Raw genomic sequence first — 22,575 nt, forward strand, 5'->3', positions numbered from 1 at the left:
GGGAAATCTTCGCCTGATCCATACCGCCAGCATGGCGAGCGGCCCCCGCCCGGATCAGCTCCCGAAAGTCTGCCTCTGCGCATCTTTCGTAGCTGTCTCGGCATCCCGAAGTCGCACCGGGAGCGGGCGGTGCACGCCCTCAGAGCTCGTAGTCCCGCGCCGGCTCATCCCAGGCCACCTCCCGCAGCCCCTGGTTCGCGTCGTGGCCCGACGGCGGCTGGGGTGTGGCCTGGAACCAGACGATCGTGAGGGCCGAGCGGTGCAGGACCGGGTCGTTGTCCGGCATGACGGGTGTGGATTCGAACAAGCCCGTGCAGGCGACCGGCGGGAGGATCTCCACCGGGCCGAAGGGGCCGGCGCGGCCGTCGTCCGGGTGCTCGCGCGGGGGCGGGACCAGATGGGCCGGGGGCGGGACCAGATGGGCCGGGGTACGGGGGTCCTCGGCCGCGGCCGAGGACAGCAGGCCCTTGACGCGCCGGTCGTTGAGGGCGCGGTGCGGACAGCAATCCAGCCGCCCCCCGGCGGGCGGCTGGGCGTGTTCGAATTTCAGGGTCGGCGGCCGGTCATGCGGGCCGCCGACGCGATCGTCGCGCGGGCCTCCTGTTCCGTCAGACCGGTGTGGACCGCCGCGTCGATCAGCGGGGCCCGCAGCGCTCGGCCGATGCCGTTCTCGTAGGCGCGGCAGGCCGCCCAGAAGAGACGGGTGTTGCGCTGGCCCTCGTGGGCGGAGAGGACGAACTGGACCAGGCCCTGGCCGCGGTTGCCGACCGAGGGGTGGGTCGAGGGGTGCGGTGCGCGTGGCGGCGGGAGCAGGAGGCGGAGGAGGGACGGGGGGCAGGGTGCGGGGACCAGGTGCTCGGTGCCGGGGGCCGTGGCGTAGACGCCGTGGTCGGTACGGGAGCCGGGGCCGACCAGGTAGCCGCCGGCGCCCCGGATGTCGATGCCGGGGGCCAGGCGGCTGGCCGAGTTGGGGATCACGGCGTCCGGCGGGCCGGTCAGCCAGAGGTGGCGGCCGCCGCTCGGGGTGAGGACGACGACCGTCGGCGGGAGGGTGAACAGGTGCCGCAGCGCCAGTTCGCGCAGGGCGGAGGTGGCGTCCGTACCGGACTTCACGTCGAGGTCGATGCCGATCAGGCGGTACGGGGGCAGCCCGCAGGCGATGCCGTAGCCGGTCGCCCAGGGCGCCGCGGCGAACAGTTCGCGGATGCGTGCCGGGTCGGTGGTGGCGTCGTACACCCCGTGGCCGGGGCGGCCGCATTCGCCGTGGCAGGGCGGCAGCGCGGGGTCCTGGTCGTGGCGGTGCGGAGAGCGCAGGGCCGGGAGCTTCGTGCGGGACAGGGGGATGACGGCCAGGCCGCGCTCGGCGGCTGACAGGGCGTGTGCGAGGGCCAGCGTCGTGGCCTGCCGATCGGTGGTGGCCATGACTCCATGTTCGTACGTGCGTTCGAAAAAGGGAAGAGGGGGCCGGTGTGACACGCCGAGGGCGGTGACTTCGTCGCGGGTCGGGGACGGAACGGTTTTTCCGTTGGGGTGCCTGATGGGGGTGGATGTCCCGAGTGGTCACGGCTGGGGCTGGAGTCGACCAAAGATGGCGAAAAGGGTTTATCGACTTGTCATCACGCTTGAGGGCGAATAACGGCTTCCGGGGTGGTTCGCCGGGGATTCGGTGGGCAACTCTGGTCTCGCGACGTCGATGACAACCACCGGGGCTGTCGGCCAACTGCCCCGGAAAAAGCCTTACTTGACGTACTCCCGGCACGGCCGGGCTCTGAGAGGAAACAACATGGCAAGCATCCGTACCGCCCGCGTTCTCGCCGCCGTCTCCGCCCTCCCGCTCGCCGCCGCCCTCTTCGCCGGTGTCGCGACGGCGGACAACGGTGCGATCGCGGGCAACGGATCGAGCGCCAACGCTGGCGTGGCGGGCATCATCGGCAGCGGGGTCGGCCACGACAACAACGGCAACTCCTCCACCACCCAGCAGAACGCGGTGGGCAACGGCGCCTCGAACCAGAGCAACACCGCTCAGGTCAAGGGCTCCGCGTGGACCGCGGTCCAGCAGGGCAACGACAACGTCGCCGTCCACTTCACCCAGCTGTGGTGAGCCGCGGCTGAGCCCGGGTGGGGTGTGGTCTGTGGGGATGGGCAGTGCGTCCGCGCGGCGGTGCTTCGGCACCGCCGCGCAGGCGTTTTCCGGCCTGGTCCGCCGACACCGCCGGCGGCCCTGTCTGCCGGTGCCCCCGTCGGCCCCGTCTGCCAGCCTTGTCCGCCGGTGCCCGCCGTCGGCCCTGTCCGTCGGGCCTGTCCGTCGTCGCCCCCTCCGTCGGCCCGTTCGACCTTGACAGTGCGCGGTATCTGACGGACAGTCAGAAACCATGCATCTGGCTCCCACCGAACGCCAGCAGCGGCTGCGTGCCGAACTCCGCGCCTACTTCCGGGCCTTGATCCCATCCACTGCCCCCGAGGCGCCCGCCGAACGCCGTGCCCTGCTGCGCCGCATCGGCGCGGACGGCCTGCTCGGCCTCGGCTGGCCCGTCGAGTACGGCGGTCAGGGCCGGGGCGCCGACGAGCAGTTCGTGTTCTTCGACGAGGCGTACCGGGCCGGTGCCCCCGTCTCCATGGTCACCCTGAACACGGTCGGGCCGACGCTGATGAAGTACGGCAGCGAGGAGCAGAAGACGCGCTTCCTGCCGGGCATCCTCCGTGGCGATCTCGTCTTCGCCATCGGCTACAGCGAACCCTCCGCCGGCACCGACCTGGCCTCGCTGCGCACCCGGGCGGTACGGGACGGCGACGGCTGGCGGATCGACGGGCAGAAGATCTTCACCTCGGGCGCCCAGCACGCCGACTGGATCTGGCTGGCCTGCCGTACCGACCCCGAGGCGCCCAGGCACCGTGGCATCTCGATCCTCCTGGTCCCCACCGACGCCCCCGGGTTCTCCTGGACCCCGATCGAGACCGTGGGCGGCCAGATCACGACAGCGACGTACTACGACGGCGTCCACGTCCCCGCCGGGAACCTGGTCGGCACCGAGCACGACGGCTGGTCGCTCATCACCAACCAGCTCAACCACGAGCGGGTCGCCCTCGCCGCGACCGGCATGCAGGCCGAGGACTTCTACGCGGCCGCGCTCACCGCCGCCCGCACCCCTGATCCGGTGACCGGGCGGCGCCGTGTTGACGAGCCGTGGATTCGTTTTCGGCTGGCCGAAGCACATGCCCGGCTGGCGGCGAACCGCCTGCTCAGCTGGCGTCTGGTGGGGGATGCGGGGGCGGGCCGGGTGGCTCCCGCGGAGGCCAGCGGGGTGAAGTTCGCGGGAACGGAATCGGCAGTCGCGACGTATCGCATGTGTCAGGAGATCGTCGGCGAGGCGGCATTGGTGCGGTCCGGCTCACCGGGGGCGTTCGGGGACGGCGAGCTGGAGCGGCTCAACAGGGCGGCGCAGATCAACACGTTCGGGGGCGGGGTGAGCGAGGTGCAGCGGGAGATCGTCGCGACGATGCGGCTCGGGATGCGGAGGACAGGGAGGGGTGGCGACCGTGGCAGGGAGGAGTGACGAGCGGGGGGCGCGGCCTCCGGCGGACGATCTCGGAGCACGGCTCAGGACGTACGAGGGGCTGCCGGCGGCCCGCGCGGGCACCGGCAAGGACCCGGTCAACCTGCCCATGATCCGGCACTGGTGCGAGGCGATGGGCGACACCTCCCCGGCGTACGAGGGACCGGACGCCGTCGCCCCGCCCACCATGCTCCAGGCCTGGACGATGGGCGGCCTCTCCGGCCACACGGCCCGCACGGGCGCGTACGACGAGATGCTCACCCTCCTCGACGAGGCGGGCTGCACCTCGATCGTCGCCACCGACTGCGAGCAGGAGTACCTGAGGCCCCTGCGGCCGGGCGACGAGGTCTCCTTCGACACGGTGATCGAGTCGGTGTCCGACCGGAAGACCACCAAGCTGGGCACGGGCTACTTCGTCACCACCCGCACGGACGTCCGCGTCGGCGACGACCTCGTCGGCACCCACCGTTTCCGCGTCCTCAAGTACGCGCCGAGCGGCCGCAAACGCAAGCCGTCGCCGCGCCCCCGCCCGGTGGTCAACCGGGACAACGCCGGCTTCTGGGAGGGCGTGGCGGAGGAACGCCTCCTCGTCCAGCGGTGCGCGGACTGCGGCACCCTGCGCCACCCCTGGCTGCCGGGGTGCAACGCCTGTGGCTCCCTCGACTGGGACACGGTCGAGTCCTCCGGCGAGGGCACGGTCTATTCGTACGTCGTGATGCACCACCCGCCCTTCCCGGCCTTTGACCCGCCTTACACCGTCGGCCTGATCGAACTAGCCGAGGGCGTGCGGATGGTGAGCAACGTGGTGGGGGTGCCGTACGACAAGGTGCGGATCGGGCTGCCGGTCCGGGTGGAGTTCCGCCGTTACGAGGACGCGGAGGGGGCGCTGACCCTGCCCGTCTTCCGGGCCGTCGACGTGCTCGGGGCTCCCGGCGGGGAGGCCTGACATGGACTTCGCGCCCACGGAGGCCCAGGCCGAGGCCCGTGACCTGGCCGCCAGGATCTTCGCCGACCTCGCCACCCACGAGCGGCTGCGGGCCGCCGGCACCGGCAGCGACCCGGAGCTGTGGAAGGCGTTGTGCGGGGCGGGACTGGTGGCCGCGGTGGAGGAGCTGGGCCTGCTGGGGCTGGTGCTCCTCCTGGAGGAGCAGGGTCGCACCACGGCCCAGGTGCCGTACGCGGCGAGTTGTGTCTACGGGTTGCTGGCGATCACCGCCCACGGCACCGACGAGCAGCGGCAGCGCCTGCTGCCGGGCATCGAGGCCGGCTCGACGGTGGTGACCGGGGCGTTTCCGGCACAGCCGGGGGTACGGATCCCTGCTCGGCCGGGGTTACGGCCTTCCGCGCGGCCGGTGCTGAGCGGCACCGTCCCCGTCGTCCCGTGGCTGCGTGACGCCACGCATGTCCTGGTCGCCGATGCGGACCGGCGGCTGTGGCTGGTCGATCTCGCGGCGGGTACCGGTGCCGAGGAGGTCGAGCTGACCGCGCCCTGGTCGGCGGGGCGGCTCACGCTCGCCGAGGCCCCCGCCGAGCCCCTCGGCGACGGCCCTGCCTCCGGCGGCAGCGCCTACGCGGACGTCCTGGCCACCGCCCGCACCGCCTTCGCCGGCCTCCAGGCGGGCGTCTGCGCGGGCTCCCTGGCCCGGGCCGTGGCCCACACCAACACCCGCGAGCAGTTCGGGCGCCCCCTCGCCACCCGGCAGGGCGTCCAGCTCCGCGCCGCCGACGCCCACATGGACACCGAGGCGATACGGGTGACGGCGTACGAGGCGGCCTGGCGGCGGGACGCCGGGCTGCCGTACGCCACGCACGCGCTGACCGCGGCCTGGTGGGCGTCCGAGGCCGGGCAGCGGGTCGTGCACACGGGCCAGCATCTGCACGGCGGCGCGGGCGCCGACGTCGACCACCCCGTGCACCGGCACTTCCTGTGGGGACGGCAACTGGACGCGTATCTGGGCAGCGGGGGCGAAGTGCTCCAGGAACTGGGGGAGTTGATCGCGAGTGGCGACTGAGACGACACGGCCGGCGGTGGGCACGGCCCTGCCGCCGCTGGAGATCCCGATCACGCGGACGCTGATCGTGGCCGGGGCGATCGCGTCCCGGGACTACCAGGACGTGCACCACGACGCCGAACTGGCCCGCCAGAAAGGCTCCCCGGACATCTTCATGAACATCCTGACGACGAACGGCCTGGTCGGCCGGTACATCACCGACTGCTTCGGCCCGACGGCCGTGCTCCGCAAGGTCGCCATCCGGCTGGGGGCGCCCAACTACCCGGGGGACACGATGGTGCTGACCGGCCGGATCGAGGAACTGGACGACGAGGAGGAGACGGCGACGGTACGGGTGGTCGGCGCGAACAGCATCGGCAACCACGTGACCGGCACGGTGACCGTCGCCTTCACCGGACGCACCGTGGACAGGGTGACCGTCACCGTTCCCGACGAGGAGGAAGCATGAGCGTGCGGGGGCGGGACTCGCTGGGCGGGCGGGCGGCGGTCGTGGGCATCGGGGCGACCGAGTTCTCCAAGGACTCGGGGCGCAGCGAGCTGCGGCTGGCGGCGGAGGCGGTACGGGCCGCGCTGGACGACGCGGGGCTGACACCGGCCGACGTGGACGGGATGGTGACGTTCACGATGGACACCAGCCCGGAGATCACCGTGGCCCAGGCCTGCGGGATCGGCGAGCTGTCCTTCTTCTCCCGCGTCCACTACGGCGGCGGCGCGGCCTGCGCGACCGTCCAGCAGGCGGCCCTCGCCGTGGCCGCCGGGGTCGCGGAGGTGGTGGTCTGCTACCGCGCCTTCAACGAGAGGTCGGGCCGCCGCTTCGGCTCGGGTGTGCAGCACCGGGAGCCGTCGGCGGAGGGGGCGGCGCTGGGCTGGGCGCTGCCGTTCGGGCTGCTCACCCCGGCGTCCTGGGTGGCGATGGCGGCACAGCGCTACCTGCACACGTACGGGCTGACCCCGGAGGTGTTCGGGCACGTGGCGGTGGTGGACCGGAAGTACGCCGCGACCAACCCGGCCGCCTACTTCCACGGCCGCCCCATCACCCTCGCGGACCACGCGGCCTCCCGCTGGATCGTCGAGCCGCTCCGTCTCCTGGACTGCTGCCAGGAGACGGACGGCGGTCAGGCCCTCGTCGTCACGTCGGTGGAGCGGGCGCGTGATCTGCCGCATCCGCCGGCCGTGATCGCGGCGGCCGCGCAGGGCGCCGGCCGGGCCCAGGAGCAGATGACCAGCTTCTACCGGGACGACCTGACCGGACTGCCGGAGATGGGCGTGGTGGCCCGGCAGCTCTGGCGCACCAGCGGACTCGCCCCGGCCGACATCGACGTGGGGATCCTGTACGACCACTTCACCCCGTTCGTGCTGATGCAGCTGGAGGAGTTCGGGTTCTGCGGGCGGGGGGAGGCGGCGGACTTCGTGGCCGAGGAGCGGCTGCCGCTGAACACGCACGGGGGCCAGCTCGGAGAGGCGTACCTGCACGGGATGAACGGGGTGGCGGAGGGGGTGCGCCAGTTGCGCGGCACGGCCGTGAACCCGATACCTGGGACGGACCGGGTCCTGGTGACGGCGGGCACGGGCGTACCGACGTCCGGACTGGTCCTGACCTCGGACGACTGACCGGCTGCCACTGGCCGGACACCTCGGACGGCTGACCCGCAACCACAGGCCGGACGCCTCGGACGGGTGAGGCCGAGGCGCCCGCCGGCCTCCCCCTCAGGGGTAAACCCGCAGGAGTTCCGCACCCGTACTCCACCTTCAGGAGGTGTAGGCAGCCCCACCCCTACAACCTGAGGGGGACTCTGCTTCGGGACCTGCGGCCGATCCGCCGTGACACCGCTCGCTCATAGCGTGGAGCCATGACCACACCCGTCTGCACCAGCGTTTCGGACGCCGCTGTCTCGCCGAGGCAGACCCGCCCGCACGCCCGCCCCTACCCGTCGTTCGCGTCGTACGTCAGGGCCCGCCAGCCGGTCCTGCTGCGCACCGCCCGGTCGCTGACCGCGAACCCGAGCGATGCCGAAGACCTCCTCCAGACCGCGCTGGCAAAGACGTACGTGGCCTGGGAGCGGATCGAGGACCACCGGGCGCTCGACGGCTATGTACGCCGGGCCCTGCTCAACACGCGTACCTCGCAGTGGCGCAAGCGCCGGGTCGACGAGTTCGTCTGCGACGAGATGCCCGAGCCCGAGCCGGTGCCCGGCGAGGACGACCCGGCCGAACGGCAGGCGCTGCACGACGCGATGTGGCGGGCGATCATGAAACTCCCGGCGCGGCAGCGGGCGATGGTCGTGCTGCGCTACTACGAGGACCTGAGCGAGGTGCAGACGGCCGAGGTGCTCGGGGTGTCGGTGGGCACGGTGAAGTCGGCCGTGTCGCGTGCGCTCGGCAAGCTGCGCGAGGACCCTGAGCTGGACGTCGCCCGATAGCGGCCGGAGCGGCCGGAGCCTCCGGAGCGGCCGGTCGGGCTTTGTTGGCTTTCTCCTAGTGACATACCGCCCGGTATGTGCGCAGAATCAGCGCAGCCCCCTTTACCGCCGAGTAGGCAATGTCGCCTTGGGAGGACGCCGTGCTGAGCACCATGCAGGACGTACCGCTGACCGTCACCCGCATTCTTGTGCACGGTGTGCTGGTGCACGGACGGTCCCAGATCACGACCTGGACCGGCGAGGGCGAGCCGCAGCGGCGCAGCTTCGCCGAGGCGGGCATCCGCGCGGTACAGCTGGCGAACGCTCTCCGCGACGACCTCGGCGTCCGTGGCGACGACCGGGTCGCGACCCTGATGTGGAACAACGCCGAACACGTCGAGGCCTACTTCGCCGTGCCGTCCATGGGCGCGGTCCTGCACACGCTCAACCTGCGCCTGCCCGCCGAGCAGCTGGTCTGGATCGTCAACCACGCCGCCGACCGCGTCATCATCGTCAACGGCTCGCTGATCCCGATGATCGCACCGCTCCTGTCCAAGCTGCCGACCGTCGAGCACATCGTCGTCTCCGGTCCGGGCGACAGGTCGCCGCTCGCCGGTGCCACCGCACAGGTGCACGAGTACGAGGAACTGATCGCGGACAAGCCGAAGACCTTCGACTGGCCGGAGCTCGACGAGCGCCAGGCCGCCGCCATGTGCTACACCTCCGGCACCACCGGCGACCCCAAGGGCGTGGTGTACAGCCACCGTTCGATCTACCTGCACTCCATGCAGGTCAACATGGCCCAGTCGATGGGCCTGACCGACCAGGACACCTCGCTGGTCGTCGTACCGCAGTTCCACGTCAACGCCTGGGGCCTGCCGCACGCCACCTTCATGACCGGCGTCAACCTGCTGATGCCGGACCGTTTTCTCCAGCCCGGCCCGCTCGCCGAGATGATCGAGCGCGAGCGCCCCACGCACGCGGCCGCGGTCCCCACCATCTGGCAGGGCCTGCTCGGCGAGCTCACCGCCCGCCCCCGGGACGTCTCCTCCCTCACCCAGGTCACCATCGGCGGCGCCGCCTGCCCGCCCTCCCTCATGACGGCCTTCGACAAGCTGGGCATGCGGGTCTGTCACGCCTGGGGCATGACCGAGACCTCCCCGCTCGGCACCATCGCCCGCCCGCCGGCCCATGTGGTGGGTACGGACGAGGAGTTCGCGTACCGCCTCACGCAAGGCCGCTTCCCCGCGTCCGTCGAGGCCCGGCTGAGCGGCCCCGGCGGCGAACGCCTCCCCTGGGACGGAGAGTCGGCGGGCGAGCTGGAGGTGCGCGGCCCGTGGATCGCGGGCGCCTACTACAACGGCCCCGACGCCGAACCCCTGCGCCCCGCCGACAAGTTCAGCGAGGACGGCTGGCTGAAGACCGGTGACGTCGGCACCATCTCCGCCGACGGTTTCCTCACCCTCACGGACCGTGCGAAGGACGTCATCAAGTCCGGCGGCGAGTGGATCTCCTCGGTCGAACTGGAGAACGCGCTGATGTCCCACCCGGACGTCGCGGAGGCCGCGGTCGTGGCCGTACCGGACGACAAGTGGGGCGAGCGCCCGCTGGCGACGGTCGTCCTGCGCGAGGGCTCCACGGCCACCTTCGAGACCCTGCGCATCTTCCTCGCCGAGGAGGGCAAGATCGCCAGGTGGCAGCTGCCGGAGCGCTGGACGGTCATCGAGTCGGTACCGAAGACGAGCGTGGGCAAGTTCGACAAGAAGGTGCTCAGGAGGCAGTACGCCGACGGGGAACTGGACGTCACCAGCCTGTGAGCGCCCCTCAGCCTGTGGGCGCCCCGTACCGGAGCGCCCCGTAAGGGGCGCGGGGCGGCAGTCGATTTGCGGCTGCCGCCGCGCGGGCGCGACCAGCCACGACCAACCCGCGGCCGAAGGTCGGCAGTTCCCCAACGGCGCTTTCTTGCTTCAGTTCGTCCCGATGCGGGCCAGCAGATCAACGATCCGGCTCTGCACCTCGGAACTCGTAGACCGCTCCGCCAGGAAAAGCACGGTCTCCCCCGACGCCAGCCGAGGCAGGTCCGCCTGGTCCACGGCCGCCGTGTAGACGACCAGCGGCGTCCGGTTCAGCTGCCCGTTCGCCCGCAGCCAGTCGATGATCCCGGCCTGCCGGCGGTGCACCTGCATCAGGTCCATCACCACCAGGTTCGGCCGCAGCTGCCCGGCCAGCGTCACCGCGTCCGCGTCGCTCGCCGCCCGCGCCACCTGCATCCCGCGCCGCTCCAGCGTCGAGGTCAGCGCGAGCGCGATCTCCGCGTGCTCCTCGATCAGCAGCACCCGCGGCGGATGCTGCTCGCTGTCCCGGGGCGCGAGCGCCTTCAGCAGTACGGCGGGATCGGCGCCGTACGCCGCCTCGCGCGTCGCCTGCCCCAGTCCGGCCGTCACCATCACCGGCACCTCGGCCGCCACCGCCGCCTGCCGCAGCGACTGCAGCGCGGTCCGGGTGATCGGCCCGGTCAGCGGGTCCACGAACAGCGCCGCCGGGAACGCGGCGATCTGCGCGTCGACCTCCTCACGGGAGTTCACGATCACCGGCCGGTAGCCGCGGTCGCTCAGCTCCTGCTGGGTGGTGACGTCCGGCGCGGGCCACACCAGCAGCCGGCGCGGGTTGTCCAGCGGCTCCGGGGGCAGCTCGTCGTCCATCGGCTGCGGGCGCGGCGGGTCCGCGACCTCGATCGCTCCGCCCGGACCGTCCAGCGGTTCGGGACCCTCGGCGGCGTTCACGTCCGGTGCGCCTATCGCGTACGACCGTCCGGCGCCCTCGGTGGCCCCCACCAGCCGGGACTGCCCGGCCAGCGACGGCTGCGGCAGCGGCTGGGCGGTGACCGGCTGCTCGGCCGGCGGATGCGGCCGGGCCGACTGCTCGGGCTGCGGCTGCGGCTGCTCGGCACGCGTGCCCGGGTCCGGGGGCGTGCCCAGCTTGCGGCGCCGCCCGTTGCCGCCCGGCTGGTGCGGGGGCGGGGTCGCCGTCGGCTGCTGCACCTGCGCGGCCTGCCGTGAGAACGGCACCCCCTGCCCCAGCGTCCGCACGCTGAACGCCCGGCCCTGCGTGGAGTCCGGGTCGATCGGTGCCGGTGCCGGTGCCGGAGTCGCCGCCGGCAGCGCCGTCGCCTCGGCGGGCAACGGCTGCGCGGCACGCGCCGGTTGGACGGCGGCAGGAGCGTCGTCGGCGCCCGGCCACTGCTGCGGCACGGGGGCCACCGGCGCGGCCTCCGCCGGGAGCGGCTGCGCGGGGGCCGGCGCGGCTTCGGCAGCGGACGGGGCAGGCTGCCCGGGGGCCACCGGAGCGGCGCCCTGCGGCTGCGCTTGTGGCTGCGGGGGTGCCTGGGCCGGTACCGCAGCGCCCGGCAGCGCCTGCGGAGCCGGAAGGGCGGGCTGGCCCAGCGCCGGCACGGGCTGCTGCCCGCCGGTCGCCTGGGCGACGGGGATACCGGCCGGCGCGGCGACCTGGGCCGCCGGCCCGGCCTGCACCGGAATGCCCTGAGGCTGCCCGGCCTGCACCGGAATGCCCTGAGGCTGCCCGGCCTGCACCGGAATGCCCTGAGGCTGCCCGGCCTGGACGGGGATGCCCTGAGGCTGCACCGGCTGTCCGGGAGCGGCCGCCTGCGCGAGCCCCGCCGGGACTCCCGGTACCGCCGGGGCCGCAGGCACCACCGGGACTGCCGGTACCGCCGGGGCGTCCGGAGTGTTCTCCGCCCCCGGCTGGCCCACGGCCCGTCGGCGACGGCCGGTCGGTGCGCTGGTGGGGTGCGGCTGCGGCGGGGTGTGGTCCTCGGCCTGGTCGTGCGCCACGGCGTCGTGACGGCCCTCGTCGCCCGCCCCCTTGATCGGCTCGGGGGCGCGGTCGGCCTCGGCGGGCGGCAGCGCGAAGACCGGGCGGGGGCCCGCCTGCTGCTCGGCCCGCTCCGCCCGCTCGGCCGCGGCGGCCAGCGCGCGACGCCGGCGTCCGCCGGGCTGTCCCTCGTCGGCGGCCGGCTCGGACGGGGCCGAGGGCAGCGCGGGCGGCAGCGCCTGCCGCTCGTCCGGCTCCCGCCGGGCGCGCCGCCCCGACGCCGGCACGGGCACGCCCTGCGGCGGAACGGTGCCGCCCAGACCCGTACCCGAGGCGGCCGCTCCCGCGCCCTGCTCGGCCGCCGTCACCACGGCGCCCTCGGCGACCCCCGGGTCACTGTCGGCCGGGCGTCCGCGCCGCCGTCCGGTACCGCCGGACGCCGACTCGGCGCTCTCGATCGCGGCCGGCCCGCTCTCCGGGCCCTCCGCCTCGGCAGCGCGCCGGCGCCGCCGCCCGGTCGGCACGCCCGGGATCTCGCCCTCGCCGCCCGCCTCGCCGGGCACGTCACTCTCCAGGAAGGCGTCCACGGAGGATCGCCGGGCCCGCCGCCGGCCACCGGTCTCGACACCGGCCTCGCCAACGGATTCGGCGGCGGCCGGGATCGTGGCCACCTCGGTTCCGGCGGGCATGGGCACCGCTCCGGCACCGCCCCCGATCGGCACCTCAAGCACGAACGCGCTGCCGCTCATCCCCGGCACCTCATGGGTCTGCAGCACCCCGCCGTGGGCCCGCACGATCCCGCGCACGATCGGCTCGTGCACCGGGTCTCCCCCGGCGTACGGCCCGCGCACCTCGATACGGACCACCTCGCCGCGCTGTGCCGCCGCGACCACCACCGTGTTGTCCATGTAGCCGCCCGCGGAGACGGGCGCGTTGCCGGTCGCGTCGACGCCGGCCACGTCCGCGATGAGATGCGCGAGCGCGACGGCGAGCCGCTGCGGGTCCACCTCGGCCTCGATGGGCGGCGCGTGCACGGCGAACTGCACCCGCCCGGGACCGATCAGCTCCACCGCCCCCTCCACGCCGGCTGAGACGACGGCGTCGAGCATCACCTTCGTACGGGTGATGTCCTCGGTGCCCGCGTCCAGCCGCTGGTAGCCGAGCACGTTGTCGATGAGCTGGGTGATACGCGAATAACCGGCCGAAAGATGATGAAGCACCTGGTTGGCCTCGGGCCACAGCTGCCCGGCGTCGTCCGCGGCGAGCGTGGCCAGCTCCCGGCGCAGCTCGTCGAGGGGGCCGCGCAGCGACTGCGCGAGCAGGGTCAGCAGCTGCTCGTGCCGCCCGGAGAGGGCCTCGTACCGGTCCTTCTCGCGCTCGCCGAGGGCCGCGTACCGGTCCTCGCCGGCCGCCAGTTCCTCGGCGTGCCGTTCGAGCAGCTCCTCCACCTCGGTGACGTGCTTCTGGCGCAGCGCGGTCAGGTCGGAGGCGTGCTCCTCGGAGAGCCGCTCCAGCTCGTCGGTGTGCGCCTTCTCCTGGGCCGTCTTCTCGTCGACGACGGAGTCGTACGGCCGCCGGTCGGTGAACGTCATCACGGCGCCGACCAGCTGGTCGCCGTCGCGCACCGGTGCGGTCGTCAGGTCGACCGGCACCTTCTTGTCGCCCTTGGCCCACAGCACCTGCCCGCGCACCCGGTGCTTGCGCCCGGAGCGCAGGGTGTCGGCGAGCGGCGACTCGGCGTACGGGAAGGGGGAGCCGTCGCCGCGCGAGTGCAGCACGAGGTCGTGCAGCTCCTTGCCGCCCAGCTCACCGGCCCGGTATCCCAGTATCTGAGCGGCGGCCGGATTGACGAGCACGATCCGCCCGTCGGTGTCCGTCCCCACGACGCCCTCGCTCGCCGCCCGCAGGATCATCTCGGTCTGCCGCTGCGAGCGGGCCAGCTCGGCCTCGGTGTCCACGGTGCCGGTCAGGTCGCGGACGACGAGCATCAGCAGCTCGTCGCCGCTGTAGCCGTAACCGTCGTACGCCTGCTGCCCGTTCTCCAGGTTGGCGCTGGTGACCTCGACCGGGAACTCGGACCCGTCGGTGCGCCGTGCGACCATCCGCGTCGGCTTGGTCCGGCCACGGGGGTCCATGTGATCGGGCCGCCGCATCGACCCCGGGATCAGCCGCGAGTCGAACTCCGGCAGCAGGTCGAGCAGCCCGCGTCCCACCAGCGCGGTGCCCGGCGCCTCGAAAGCCTCCAGGGCGATGGTGTTCGCGTTGACGACGGTTCCGTTGGCGTTGACCAGCACCAACGCATCCGGCAGCGCGTCCAGTATGGCTGCGAGGCGAGCAGCGCCTCGGGATGGCCTGCTGCTCACGAGACGCTTCCTCCCTGTTACCGCACCTTGCCGACCGCTCGGGCCATCTTGCCAACCGGCCCGCGACGTGTCACGCGAGGGAGTCTAAAGGCACCGGTTGCGCTCGCGACGCCGGATGAGAGGGAGGTCGCACGACGAAGTGACGGCGAACATGTGACCGACACGCCTCACCTCCGCCATACCTTCGCGGGACATTTACGGAAGCGGGGCCACGGCCGTGAAACGGCTGTGCCGCCCTTATGGGCCGAGGCGGCCTGACGGACCGAGGCCGATGGCTGCACCGAGGCGGGTTCATGAACCGAAGCCGGTCGATGAACCGAGGTCGGGCAGCAGAGGCACCATCCGGTCCCAGCGTCCGATCTCGCAGCCGTTGCTGCGGTCGTACGTGGCGTCGACCGGGCGGCCGGCCCAGGTACCGGTGACGTGGGCGGTGGCCGGGCCGCCGTAGAGCATGGTGCAGGCGGTGCCCGGGGCGACCGGGGCGAAGGTGTCCCGGTCCCAGCGGGTGTTCCGGTCGAGCGCCCGGCAGGCCCCGCCCACGTCCGGGTGACTGCCGGCGCCGGGGTGACAGGACAGCTCGTACGTCCCGTCCCGCTCGTCCCCGGCGTGCCGCACGGTGACGGTGAGGTGGTCGGCCGTCACGGCGGCGGAGGCGGGCAGGGCGGCGACGGACCCCAGGACGGCGGCGACGGCCCCGAGGGCGCCCCGCACGGCGAAGTAAGACATGCCCTGCCCAACGCGCGGCCCGCCGGGACGTTGCGCGACGCCTCCGGACCTCGCGGGAAGGGCTTTGCCCTGCGGCCCACCTGCCTAGTACCGTGGGAGCCGATTGGTGACAGCACGCTCGACTGTGTCATCATCTGCACGCACCACTCGCGCTCGCGCGGGCGGCTGTGCTGGAGGCGTCGCCTAGTCCGGTCTATGGCGCCGCACTGCTAATGCGGTTTGGGCCTTAAAGCCCATCGAGGGTTCAAATCCCTCCGCCTCCGCACCTCAATCAGGGAGTCCATCCGTTTCGGTCTGGGCTCCCTGATTCGCGTTTACGCCCCTGCCGCCGCGACGCCCCCGCACCGCCACGGACGCGAGGGCGGCACACCACACGCACCGTCCCGCCCCCGGCCGTCGCCGTCCGCAGGACCCACCCGATACGACGTTTCCGCAGCTCACAAGGGGTGCGCCTAACGGATTTCACATGGCGGCGGCAGTCATGTAATGTTCTTCCTGTCGCCGCGAGCGGGTCGAAAGGGCCGAGAGCAAAGACAAAATACAAAAAAACAAGCACTCGTAGCTTAACGGATAGAGCATCTGACTACGGATCAGAAGGTTGCAGGTTCGAATCCTGCCGAGTGCACACAGGTGAAAGGCCCCGGAGAGATCCGGGGCCTTTTGCGTTTCGGGGGTGTACCGCAGCGGGAGTGAGGCTGCCCGGCTCGATCGGAACAACGGGAAGTCACGGTGGACACGGCAGTACTGCGAGCCCCTGAGTCGACTCGTGGGGCAGCGGCAGGCTGCTCACCATCCTGCTGCAGGCGGAGTGCTGGAAGCGGTCCGCCGTAGTGGCGCCCGCCGCTGCCGGGCAGTGGAGACGCGGTCCTCACCGGGCCTCCCTCTCCGCCGCGCCGGGCCGCTGATCCGGATCGCCGGGGAGAGGGGACTCGGGCGGCGCGAGCGCGTAGCCGGCGATCAGGCCCGCCACGCCCAGCAGACAGTGCAGGTAGACCTCCGTGGACCGCGTGGTGCCGTAGACCGCCATGATCAGAACGATCCCGGTCACGAGTACGGCCAGAAAAGTCACGTAATGGCGGCGGAGCGACATCCTGAGGTCGATCGGCATGCTTACTCACCTTCTCGTCCTGTCCTCGGCTTGGGATACCGGCCATCCGACCAGGCGCCACTCCACGCGGTCCGGGGATTCCGGCGGAGTCCGGTCTTCTCGGAAGCGTCGGAGGATTTCGGACCGGTTCGACGGGATTCGGTGGAGTTCGGCGGACGCTCGGGGAGAGTGGCACCATCGCGGTTGTCGGACCGGGCGAGGCTCTTGGGGGCGGGGCCATGGACACCCACACGAGTGGCGCGCCGTCGCCTGTGCAGCGATTTGCATCGGAGCTGCGTCGGCTGCGCATCATGGCGGGCAACCTCCAGGTGAAGACGATCGCCGCGCGGGCGCAATGCAGTCCGGCGACGGTCTCCGAGGCTCTCAACGGACGTCGCCTGCCCGGCGAGACGGTCACCTGCCGCCTGGTCGCCGTGCTGGGCGGGGACTGGAGCCGGTGGCAAGCCCTGTGGCGTGAGGCCAGGACGGAACTGGACACGCTCAAGCGGGAGGGGGCCGAGGCACCGGCGGAACCGCTGCGGGTCGAGATGGTGCGCCACCCGGACCCGACCTCCTTCTACCGTGCCGCCGCCGGCCGCCAACAGCTGACGGGGTTCAGCGTGGAGGGGCCGGCGTTCCTCGCGTACTTCGCGGACGGCTTCGACCAGGCGTGGGGCGCGCCGGAACCACTGGACGCGTACGTGGCGCGCCACTGTCGTTGGCGGGGGCCTTCAATCACACGCGGCTGTCGAGGCGTTGCCCGGGACCGGGCGAGGGGGGCAGGGGGAGCGCGGGCATGCGGGCTCCGGATTCATTGCCCGTCCGTCCGTCGGCGCCGAACACCAGCGGACGAACAGTCGAGGCTCGGCGCGAGTTGATCGGCGTCTCAGACTCCCCCTGATCGACCTGGTGAGGATGAGTCCGGGTCTCAAAGCCTGTGCCGGCGTGGGCGTCGTCATCGACCGGTTGTCGGTGTTCCGGCGGCTTGACGCATTCACGCGCGTCGGATGACGAGCACGGCCACGTCGTCGAGGTGGCCTACTGCGACCGCGGCGTCGAGGATGCGGTCGGCGGTCTCCTCGGCGTTCAGTCCGTCTCGGAGGGCCGCGCCGGCCAGTGTTCCGGCTCGCTCCAGCCCGTCCTCCAACGTGAGGCTCGGTCCTTCGACCACTCCGTCGGTGACCATGACCAGCGCGCTGTCCTCGTCCAGGGTGAAGGTCTCCTCGCGGTACTCGGTGCCGGGCACGACTCCCAGGACCGGCCCGCCCGCCAGCTCGCGGATACTGTGGCTGCCGTCCTTGCGCGCACACAGCAACGGCACGTGGCCGGCGCTGGCGCCGGTGACCTGTCCGTCGCGCGGGTCGATGTGCAGCATGGTGCAGCTGGCGAACCGTGGGGGATCCATCGTGGTCAGCAGCTCGTTGGTGCGTACCAGCACGGTTCGCGGATCCCGTTCCTGGTCGGCGATCGCGCGCATGGACAAGCGCACCTGTCCCATGAAGGCGGCGGCGTCCACGTCATGCCCTTGGACGTCGCCGATCTCCAGGGCGACCGTGCCGTCGGGCATCACGAAGGCGTCGTACCAGTCTCCGCCGATGTCCAGCCCGTTTCGGCTCGGCCGGTAGCGGGCGGCGACCTCCAGGCCCGCGAGGTGGTCGGGCACCGTGGGGAGCATGGCCTTCTGCAGCGCCGTGGCCAGTTCGACCTGTGCCTGTTGCAACCTGATGCGCCTCAGTGCCTGGCCTGCCAGGTCGGCCAGAGTGCCCATGAGGGTCATCTCGTCCAAGGTCGGCCGGTATCCGCTGCCGTAGGTCACCAGCCAGGCCCCCAGCGGCTGATTGCCGGACTCGCTGAGGGGGGTGATGGAGACGGCGTAGTCGGAGCCGAGTCGGCCGAGCCACGGGAGTTCGGCCCCGTGTGGCCAGCGGTGGACGTAGTCCCTTCGGTCGGGGATGAAGTGAGGCCTGCCGGTGCGGATCGCTTCGGGCAGCGGGCTCGGATCGTCCAGCGGCATGCCGTGCAGGGCGCCGACCTCCCACATGGCTATCCCGGCATCGGTGGAGACGTACAGGCGGCCTTCGTCGACGAGTGCGAGCAGGGCGCTGGTGGCGCCGAAGGTCGCGGCGAGCCGGGTCAGGGCGATCTGCTGCAGTTCCTTCTCCGTGGCTGCGGTGATCAAGGCGGAGGAGAAGTCGGAGATGTCCTTGGCGCGTTGCCGCTCGGCAGTCAGTTCGGCCTGTGCCTTCTCCTTGCGCTTCTCCTGCCTGGTGTCGTCGCGGACCACCCCGAAGATCCGCTCGGGGCCGCCGTATCCCAGCTGGATCCGACGGGTCTGGGCGGCCAGTTGGTGCCAGCCCTCGTGCTGGGGGAGGTACCGCAACCTCACCCAGGGGGATTGCTGGGTGGAGGCCGAGCGCAGGAGCTGCCGCAGGGCCTCCCGGTCGTCGGGGTGCACTGCCGATATCGCTGCGGAAAGCGGCAGAGTGGGATCCGGGAAGAGCGCCGCCAGGGCGGGTGCGCCACCGAGCCACTCCAGCTTGTGCCCATCGGGTGAATACAGCCACAGACCGAGGCGGGCGGCCGTGGTGGCCATCCGGAACGGGATCAGCAGGCTGGCCAGGTCGTTTCGCGCATCCAGTGCGTGCACCCAGACCAACTGCCCGTCACCGGCGGGATTCTTCACCGGCTGCGCCTCGATCAGGCAGGCAACAGGTGCTCCGCCTTGCCCAGGGAAGTCCAGCACCCGCATCGCGACCGTCTTCGCCCTGGCGGCTTGGACCACGAGGCTCTGGGCCGACATCCGCTGGCTCGGGGGCCACAGATCACCGAAGGCGCGTCCCAGGCACTTCGCGGCCGGCCTGCCCAGCGCTATGGCCATCGCAGCGTTGAGACCGCTGATGACACCGTCCGGCGTCAGAAGAGCCGCCGGGTCAGCCCCTTGAAGGAGCTTGTCCGAGGCATCCATCTGTTACTCCTTGGCGTATACCCAAACACCCCCTTAACCATTTTCTCCCACTTTGAGGCGACGGGTCGATAAGTGATGCACCTGGCTGTCGCCGGTGATGAGGGGGCCGATCCGCATGGAGCCACGGATCGGAAGGCCGACGGGAACCGTCTCCGGTCTGTCCGTGCCCTCGAAGGGGAACGCTGTTCGACATGCCTGTCTCGTTGCATCACATCGTCATCGACGCTCACGATCTTCCCGCCCTGGCCCGGTTCTGGGCCGAGGTGCTTCGCTGGCGGGTTCTCTCCGAGCGGGAGCGGGAGGTGGTGATCGGGCCGGACGAGACGGCACCGGTGGGCATCTGCTTCATGCCGGTGACCGATCGCAAGGTCGTCAAGAACCGTCTGCACCTCGATCTGACCTCCGCGGCGGAGGACCGGGAGGTCGAGATCGAGCGGATCCTCGCGCTCGGCGCTCGCAGAGCGGACGTCGGACAGAGCGGTGACGAGTCGTGGACGGTGCTGGCCGATCCGGAGGGGAACGAGTTCTGCGTGGTCCGCCCGAAGGAGACCCTCATCGGCTAGCCCCGGGAGTCGGCCGAGCGAAGCGATTTCCGTGACTCTGGCCAGGCGCTGCAGCGTGGCCGCATCATGACTCCATGGCCGCCGGCAGAAGTCTCCGACTGTTCGCATCCAAAGCTCTGTTGACGTGGGTTGCCTGCCTGGCGGGGCTCGCCCTGGGCGACGGAATCTACTGGGTCCCGCAGCACCGTCTCCCCGACGCGTTGACATTCCGCATCTCGATCGCCGGGACCGCGTTCGTGGCGATCATGGGCAGCGTGAGGGCCATGCGGCGCACGCGGCGCATGCAGCGCAGGAACCAGAGGGAACCGCAGGAACCGCGCTGAAAGTGGCATCACCGGTGGCCAGGCTTCCGCCCGGTGACACACCCCGGCTCGGCCGCGGAGCGGCTCCAGCCGGTCGGCGGCCGGGGGGCGAACGGCTTCGCGCCGCGAGTCAGCCGGGCTCCGCCGAGTCGTTCCCGTTCAGCTTCTCCAAGTAGTCGTGGGCCAGGGCGGTGGCCCGGGTGAACCAGTCCGTGAGGGTGGCGAGTTCGTCGGGGGTGTAGTCGGCGAACAGTTCGGTCAGGCGCGCGTAGTGGCCGGCGTACACCGCTTCGACTCGGGTGACGGCTTCCGGGACCGCGGCGACGCGGACCCGGCGGCGGTCGTCGGGGTCGGGCCGGCGGGTGACGTAGCCCGCGCTTTCCAGGCGGTTGAGGATGCCCGTCACCGCGCCCGTCGTCACATGGGCGCGTGCGGCCAGGTCACCCGCCGTCAGCAGGTCGGCGCCCGCCTCCAGGACGAAGGCGAAGCAGGTGAGGTCCGTGACGTTCACCCCGAGCCGCCGGGCCAGCTCCTGCTGGCCGATCACATGGGCCGCGATGAGGTGGTCCATGGCGGACAGTGCCCGGGCCGCGTCGGCGGCCGGTCGCGGCTTGCCGTGCATGTGCGTTCCCGATTCGTTCGAGATGACCGAGTGCCTTCGGATTCCCGGATCCCTGGATCCCTGGATCCCTGGATTCCCGGATCCCTGGATCCTCAGGACCCCGGATTCCCGGATCTTCAGGACCCCGGATCCCCGGATTCTCTTAGCGTGTGAGAGGTATGGGTAGTAAATTTCTTACCTGGTGAGGGATTCTAGTCGCCCTCGCGTCGGACTGTGTGTTTCCGCTGCCTATGAAGGGGAGGCGGGTACGTGAGTCAGCACGACGAAGGCCACACGGTGGCAGGTTGGACCGGTACCGCGATCGCGACCGTCGGAAGCGGTCTGCTGGGTTGGGGCGTGTGTACGGTCTCGGCCGCCGCCCTGGTCGCTGGGCTCGCAGTGTGTGCCGTGAGCGTTCTGGTCACCTGGTATCTGCATCTGGCGGGGTGGGGCAAGCCGCCGGGGCCGCGGCCCCGGGCACAGTGGCCCCTCCGGGTGCGGGACACCGGCGCCCGCGACGGCCACGCCGGATGCGTCTCCTGCCGGCTGGCCGGCCGAGGGCGGCGTACTGCGTCGGCGCTCCGGCCGGTGTCCGCCGCCGGCGAGGCGGAACCGGCGACCGCGGAGGCCGGCGGCTGATCCGGAGAGGGTAGACGGAGGGGGAGAGGGAGAGGCTGAGTATCCCGCCCCGGGCCCGGACCCCGTCCAAGTCGGCTGCCCCGGACCATCGTTGGCTGCCGCGGGCTGCGGCCGGCTTCGTCGGTCGCCCCGGACTGTCCTCGGCCCCTCCGAACTGTCCACGGCTCCCGCGGAGTGTCGTCGGTCGCCGCAGGCTGCCGTCGCCCGCCCCGCCCCGCCGCCCCGGCCCGTTCGCCCCGCCCCGTTCGCCCCGCCCCGTCCGCCCCGTCCGCCCCGTCCGCCCCGTCCGCCCCGTCCGCCCCGTCCGCCCCGCGCCGTTCGCCGCGGCCTCTTCGCCCCGGCCCGTTGTCAGTGCCGCCCTCTACCCTCGCGAGTGATGGCACAGGTGTGGAAATGCTCGGGGCTGCGGTGGTCGGACGACGGGCCCGTGCTGGTGTGGAGCGGCGGGCGGCGCAGTCCGCTCGCCCGGGGGAAGCGCGTGGCCTTCGGAGTCGCGGAAGGGGTCGCGGGAGGGGTCGCGGGAGGGGTCGCGGGAGGGGGTGGGGACGGGTTCGCGGACCGGGGTGTGCGGGAGTGCGTGGGGGCGCGGGGGCATGCCTGCCCTACCCGGACGCCCGTGTCCGGCAGGAGCACCGGCGCCCGGTGCGAGGAGTGCGCGCGGCTGGACCGGGCGCACTCCGTGGCCGCCGACACCCTCGCCGACGATCCCCGGCCCTACCACGTGTATCTGGCGTGGTTCGGGCCCGGCATGGTCAAGGTGGGGATCACGGCCGTCGAGCGGGGGCCGGCCCGGCTGCTGGAGCAGGGGGCCGTGTGCTTCAGCTGGCTGGGCGCCGGGCCGCTGATGGCCGCCCGGCGGGCCGAGGAGTTGCTGCGGGCCGCGCTCCGGGTGCCGGACCGTATCCCGTACGGCGACAAGCGCGTCGTACGTGCCCTGCTGCCGGCGACCCGGGCCGAGCGGGCGGCCGAGATCGAGGAACTGCACGCGCTTTCTGTCGCGCTCGGCGGCTGGCCGGAGTCGCTCGTCCCGGAGCCCTGCCAAGTCGTCGACCACGTAGGGGTGTTCGGGCTGGACGGGGTGGCCGCCGCCGTCGGCGAGGTGACCGAGCTGGTCCCGGGCGGCGTGGTGAGCGGGGAGCTGGTCGCGGCGGCCGGGCCGGATCTGCACCTCGCCACCCGGCGCGGGGTCGTCGTCCTTGACACGCGCTTGCTACCCGGGTGGGAGCTGATCCCCGCCGGGGCGGGGAGTGAGGGGCAACTGCGGCTGCCGGTACGGGAGTTCGAGACTCCCCAGGACGGGCTCTTCTGAGCGTCGGCAGGCCCGAGGGGGGCCCTCGCCGCGCGGGACCCGCCCCGGGTCGGTACGCTCTCATCGGCGGCTCATCAGCACTTCATCAACGGTCCGGGGTGCGCCCCGGACGTACATGATCCGCACAGCTCGGCGCGAGCGTGGTCACGAGTTCATGCACATGTGATGGGATTCCCAGGCGTTCCCTGAGAGGCGCCTGTGTGTTTCTTAGGGAAATCACAGAT

Annotated in this window: 20 protein-coding genes and 2 tRNA genes; 15 read left to right on the forward strand and 7 right to left on the reverse strand. The window is 72.1% G+C overall.

The genetic code is table 11. The features are described from left to right. Nucleotides 1–139: 139 nt before the first annotated feature. On the reverse strand, nt 140–286 hold the full coding sequence (locus ACFWPS_RS30885; protein WP_383710768.1) for a hypothetical protein: 147 nt from the start codon (nt 284–286) through the stop codon (nt 140–142). Between the two features lie 260 nt (nt 287–546). Then, nucleotides 547–1,422 (reverse strand): bifunctional DNA primase/polymerase, encoded by an 876-nt coding sequence (locus ACFWPS_RS30890; protein WP_383710771.1) that lies wholly within the window; start codon nt 1,420–1,422, stop codon nt 547–549. Between the two features lie 361 nt (nt 1,423–1,783). Between ACFWPS_RS30890 and ACFWPS_RS30895 the strand changes: the two genes are divergently transcribed. From ACFWPS_RS30895 to ACFWPS_RS30930, 8 genes are all read left to right on the forward strand, one after another. Further along, nucleotides 1,784–2,101, forward strand: a complete 318-nt coding sequence (locus ACFWPS_RS30895; RefSeq protein WP_383710774.1) for a hypothetical protein — start codon at nt 1,784–1,786, stop codon at nt 2,099–2,101. A gap of 271 nt (nt 2,102–2,372) precedes the next feature. Further along, nucleotides 2,373–3,554, forward strand: coding sequence for an acyl-CoA dehydrogenase family protein (locus tag ACFWPS_RS30900; RefSeq protein ID WP_383710776.1), 1,182 nt, complete (start codon nt 2,373–2,375; stop codon nt 3,552–3,554). Further along, on the forward strand, nt 3,538–4,500 hold the full coding sequence (locus tag ACFWPS_RS30905; protein WP_383710778.1) for a bifunctional MaoC family dehydratase N-terminal/OB-fold nucleic acid binding domain-containing protein: 963 nt from the start codon (nt 3,538–3,540) through the stop codon (nt 4,498–4,500). Before ACFWPS_RS30900 ends, ACFWPS_RS30905 begins: the two co-directional genes overlap by 17 nt. Before the next feature lies 1 nt (nt 4,501). Continuing rightward, a complete protein-coding gene (locus ACFWPS_RS30910) occupies nt 4,502–5,566 on the forward strand; it encodes an acyl-CoA dehydrogenase family protein (RefSeq protein ID WP_383710781.1) in 1,065 nt (354 codons plus the stop codon). Further along, the gene (locus ACFWPS_RS30915) at nt 5,556–6,014 is read left to right on the forward strand and encodes a MaoC family dehydratase (protein WP_383710784.1); all 459 of its coding nucleotides are present in this window, start codon (nt 5,556–5,558) and stop codon (nt 6,012–6,014) included. The genes ACFWPS_RS30910 and ACFWPS_RS30915 overlap by 11 nt, the downstream gene beginning before the upstream one ends. After that, nucleotides 6,011–7,177 carry a lipid-transfer protein gene (locus ACFWPS_RS30920; RefSeq protein WP_383710787.1) on the forward strand — a complete coding sequence of 389 codons (1,167 nt, stop codon included), beginning with the start codon at nt 6,011–6,013 and terminating at the stop codon, nt 7,175–7,177. Before ACFWPS_RS30915 ends, ACFWPS_RS30920 begins: the two co-directional genes overlap by 4 nt. A gap of 239 nt (nt 7,178–7,416) precedes the next feature. Continuing rightward, nucleotides 7,417–7,986, forward strand: a complete 570-nt coding sequence (locus tag ACFWPS_RS30925; RefSeq protein ID WP_383710789.1) for a SigE family RNA polymerase sigma factor — start codon at nt 7,417–7,419, stop codon at nt 7,984–7,986. A 119-nt stretch (nt 7,987–8,105) separates the two neighbouring features. Next, a complete protein-coding gene (locus ACFWPS_RS30930; protein ID WP_383710792.1) occupies nt 8,106–9,782 on the forward strand; it encodes a long-chain fatty acid--CoA ligase in 1,677 nt (558 codons plus the stop codon). Nucleotides 9,783–9,932: 150 nt separating this feature from the next. Here ACFWPS_RS30930 and ACFWPS_RS30935 read toward each other — a convergent pair whose 3' ends face one another. Then, on the reverse strand, nt 9,933–14,159 hold the full coding sequence (locus ACFWPS_RS30935) for a PAS domain-containing protein (protein WP_383710795.1): 4,227 nt from the start codon (nt 14,157–14,159) through the stop codon (nt 9,933–9,935). 291 nt (nt 14,160–14,450) lie between these two features. Beyond that, entirely contained in the window at nt 14,451–14,885 is a 435-nt protein-coding gene (locus ACFWPS_RS30940; RefSeq protein WP_383710798.1) for an SSI family serine proteinase inhibitor, read from the reverse strand. 172 nt (nt 14,886–15,057) lie between these two features. Here ACFWPS_RS30940 and ACFWPS_RS30945 point away from each other — a divergent pair. After that, a tRNA-Ser gene (locus ACFWPS_RS30945) sits at nt 15,058–15,148 on the forward strand. A gap of 289 nt (nt 15,149–15,437) precedes the next feature. Beyond that, nucleotides 15,438–15,510 (forward strand) — tRNA-Arg (locus ACFWPS_RS30950). 243 nt (nt 15,511–15,753) lie between these two features. Here the strand turns inward: ACFWPS_RS30950 and ACFWPS_RS30955 are convergent. Then, nucleotides 15,754–15,993, reverse strand: a complete 240-nt coding sequence (locus ACFWPS_RS30955) for a hypothetical protein (RefSeq protein ID WP_383710800.1) — start codon at nt 15,991–15,993, stop codon at nt 15,754–15,756. Nucleotides 15,994–16,211: 218 nt separating this feature from the next. Here ACFWPS_RS30955 and ACFWPS_RS30960 point away from each other — a divergent pair, with 218 nt between their 5' ends. Then, nucleotides 16,212–16,850: a helix-turn-helix domain-containing protein gene (locus ACFWPS_RS30960; RefSeq protein WP_383710803.1), complete on the forward strand. Its 639-nt coding sequence runs from the start codon at nt 16,212–16,214 to the stop codon at nt 16,848–16,850. A 116-nt stretch (nt 16,851–16,966) separates the two neighbouring features. On the opposite strand, the gene ACFWPS_RS30965 is transcribed toward ACFWPS_RS30960, so the two are convergent. Then, nucleotides 16,967–18,937 carry a SpoIIE family protein phosphatase gene (locus ACFWPS_RS30965; protein ID WP_383710806.1) on the reverse strand — a complete coding sequence of 657 codons (1,971 nt, stop codon included), beginning with the start codon at nt 18,935–18,937 and terminating at the stop codon, nt 16,967–16,969. A gap of 191 nt (nt 18,938–19,128) precedes the next feature. On the opposite strand from ACFWPS_RS30965, the gene ACFWPS_RS30970 reads away from it, so the two are divergent. After that, the gene (locus ACFWPS_RS30970; protein ID WP_383710808.1) at nt 19,129–19,500 is read left to right on the forward strand and encodes a VOC family protein; all 372 of its coding nucleotides are present in this window, start codon (nt 19,129–19,131) and stop codon (nt 19,498–19,500) included. Between the two features lie 74 nt (nt 19,501–19,574). Next, nucleotides 19,575–19,823: a hypothetical protein gene (locus tag ACFWPS_RS30975; protein ID WP_383710810.1), complete on the forward strand. Its 249-nt coding sequence runs from the start codon at nt 19,575–19,577 to the stop codon at nt 19,821–19,823. Nucleotides 19,824–19,932: 109 nt separating this feature from the next. On the opposite strand, the gene ACFWPS_RS30980 is transcribed toward ACFWPS_RS30975, so the two are convergent. Next, a complete protein-coding gene (locus ACFWPS_RS30980; protein ID WP_383710813.1) occupies nt 19,933–20,424 on the reverse strand; it encodes a MarR family winged helix-turn-helix transcriptional regulator in 492 nt (163 codons plus the stop codon). A gap of 249 nt (nt 20,425–20,673) precedes the next feature. On the opposite strand from ACFWPS_RS30980, the gene ACFWPS_RS30985 reads away from it, so the two are divergent. Further along, a complete protein-coding gene (locus ACFWPS_RS30985) occupies nt 20,674–21,042 on the forward strand; it encodes an HGxxPAAW family protein (protein ID WP_383710816.1) in 369 nt (122 codons plus the stop codon). A gap of 376 nt (nt 21,043–21,418) precedes the next feature. Continuing rightward, a complete protein-coding gene (locus tag ACFWPS_RS30990; RefSeq protein ID WP_383710819.1) occupies nt 21,419–22,351 on the forward strand; it encodes a DUF2797 domain-containing protein in 933 nt (310 codons plus the stop codon). Nucleotides 22,352–22,575 lie beyond the last annotated feature (224 nt).

The sequence above is a fragment of the Streptomyces sp. NPDC058457 genome (assembly GCF_042720695.1).
Classification (GTDB): Bacteria; Actinomycetota; Actinomycetes; order Streptomycetales; family Streptomycetaceae; genus Streptomyces.

Excerpts from the sequence above, each read along its gene's own strand:
- ACFWPS_RS30890 (WP_383710771.1), bottom strand. The coding sequence starts at position 1,422 with ATGGCCACCACCGATCGGCAGGCCACGACGCTGGCCCTCGCACACGCC.
- ACFWPS_RS30910 (WP_383710781.1), top strand. The coding sequence starts at position 4,502 with ATGGACTTCGCGCCCACGGAGGCCCAGGCCGAGGCCCGTGACCTGGCC.
- ACFWPS_RS30980 (WP_383710813.1), bottom strand. The coding sequence starts at position 20,424 with ATGCACGGCAAGCCGCGACCGGCCGCCGACGCGGCCCGGGCACTGTCC.
- ACFWPS_RS30920 (WP_383710787.1), top strand. The coding sequence starts at position 6,011 with ATGAGCGTGCGGGGGCGGGACTCGCTGGGCGGGCGGGCGGCGGTCGTG.
- ACFWPS_RS30940 (WP_383710798.1), bottom strand. The coding sequence starts at position 14,885 with ATGTCTTACTTCGCCGTGCGGGGCGCCCTCGGGGCCGTCGCCGCCGTC.
- ACFWPS_RS30925 (WP_383710789.1), top strand. The coding sequence starts at position 7,417 with ATGACCACACCCGTCTGCACCAGCGTTTCGGACGCCGCTGTCTCGCCG.
- ACFWPS_RS30885 (WP_383710768.1), bottom strand. The coding sequence starts at position 286 with ATGCCGGACAACGACCCGGTCCTGCACCGCTCGGCCCTCACGATCGTC.
- ACFWPS_RS30990 (WP_383710819.1), top strand. The coding sequence starts at position 21,419 with ATGGCACAGGTGTGGAAATGCTCGGGGCTGCGGTGGTCGGACGACGGG.
- ACFWPS_RS30930 (WP_383710792.1), top strand. The coding sequence starts at position 8,106 with ATGTCGCCTTGGGAGGACGCCGTGCTGAGCACCATGCAGGACGTACCG.
- ACFWPS_RS30955 (WP_383710800.1), bottom strand. The coding sequence starts at position 15,993 with ATGCCGATCGACCTCAGGATGTCGCTCCGCCGCCATTACGTGACTTTT.
- ACFWPS_RS30965 (WP_383710806.1), bottom strand. The coding sequence starts at position 18,937 with ATGGATGCCTCGGACAAGCTCCTTCAAGGGGCTGACCCGGCGGCTCTT.
- ACFWPS_RS30970 (WP_383710808.1), top strand. The coding sequence starts at position 19,129 with ATGCCTGTCTCGTTGCATCACATCGTCATCGACGCTCACGATCTTCCC.
- ACFWPS_RS30975 (WP_383710810.1), top strand. The coding sequence starts at position 19,575 with ATGGCCGCCGGCAGAAGTCTCCGACTGTTCGCATCCAAAGCTCTGTTG.
- ACFWPS_RS30900 (WP_383710776.1), top strand. The coding sequence starts at position 2,373 with ATGCATCTGGCTCCCACCGAACGCCAGCAGCGGCTGCGTGCCGAACTC.
- ACFWPS_RS30960 (WP_383710803.1), top strand. The coding sequence starts at position 16,212 with ATGGACACCCACACGAGTGGCGCGCCGTCGCCTGTGCAGCGATTTGCA.
- ACFWPS_RS30895 (WP_383710774.1), top strand. The coding sequence starts at position 1,784 with ATGGCAAGCATCCGTACCGCCCGCGTTCTCGCCGCCGTCTCCGCCCTC.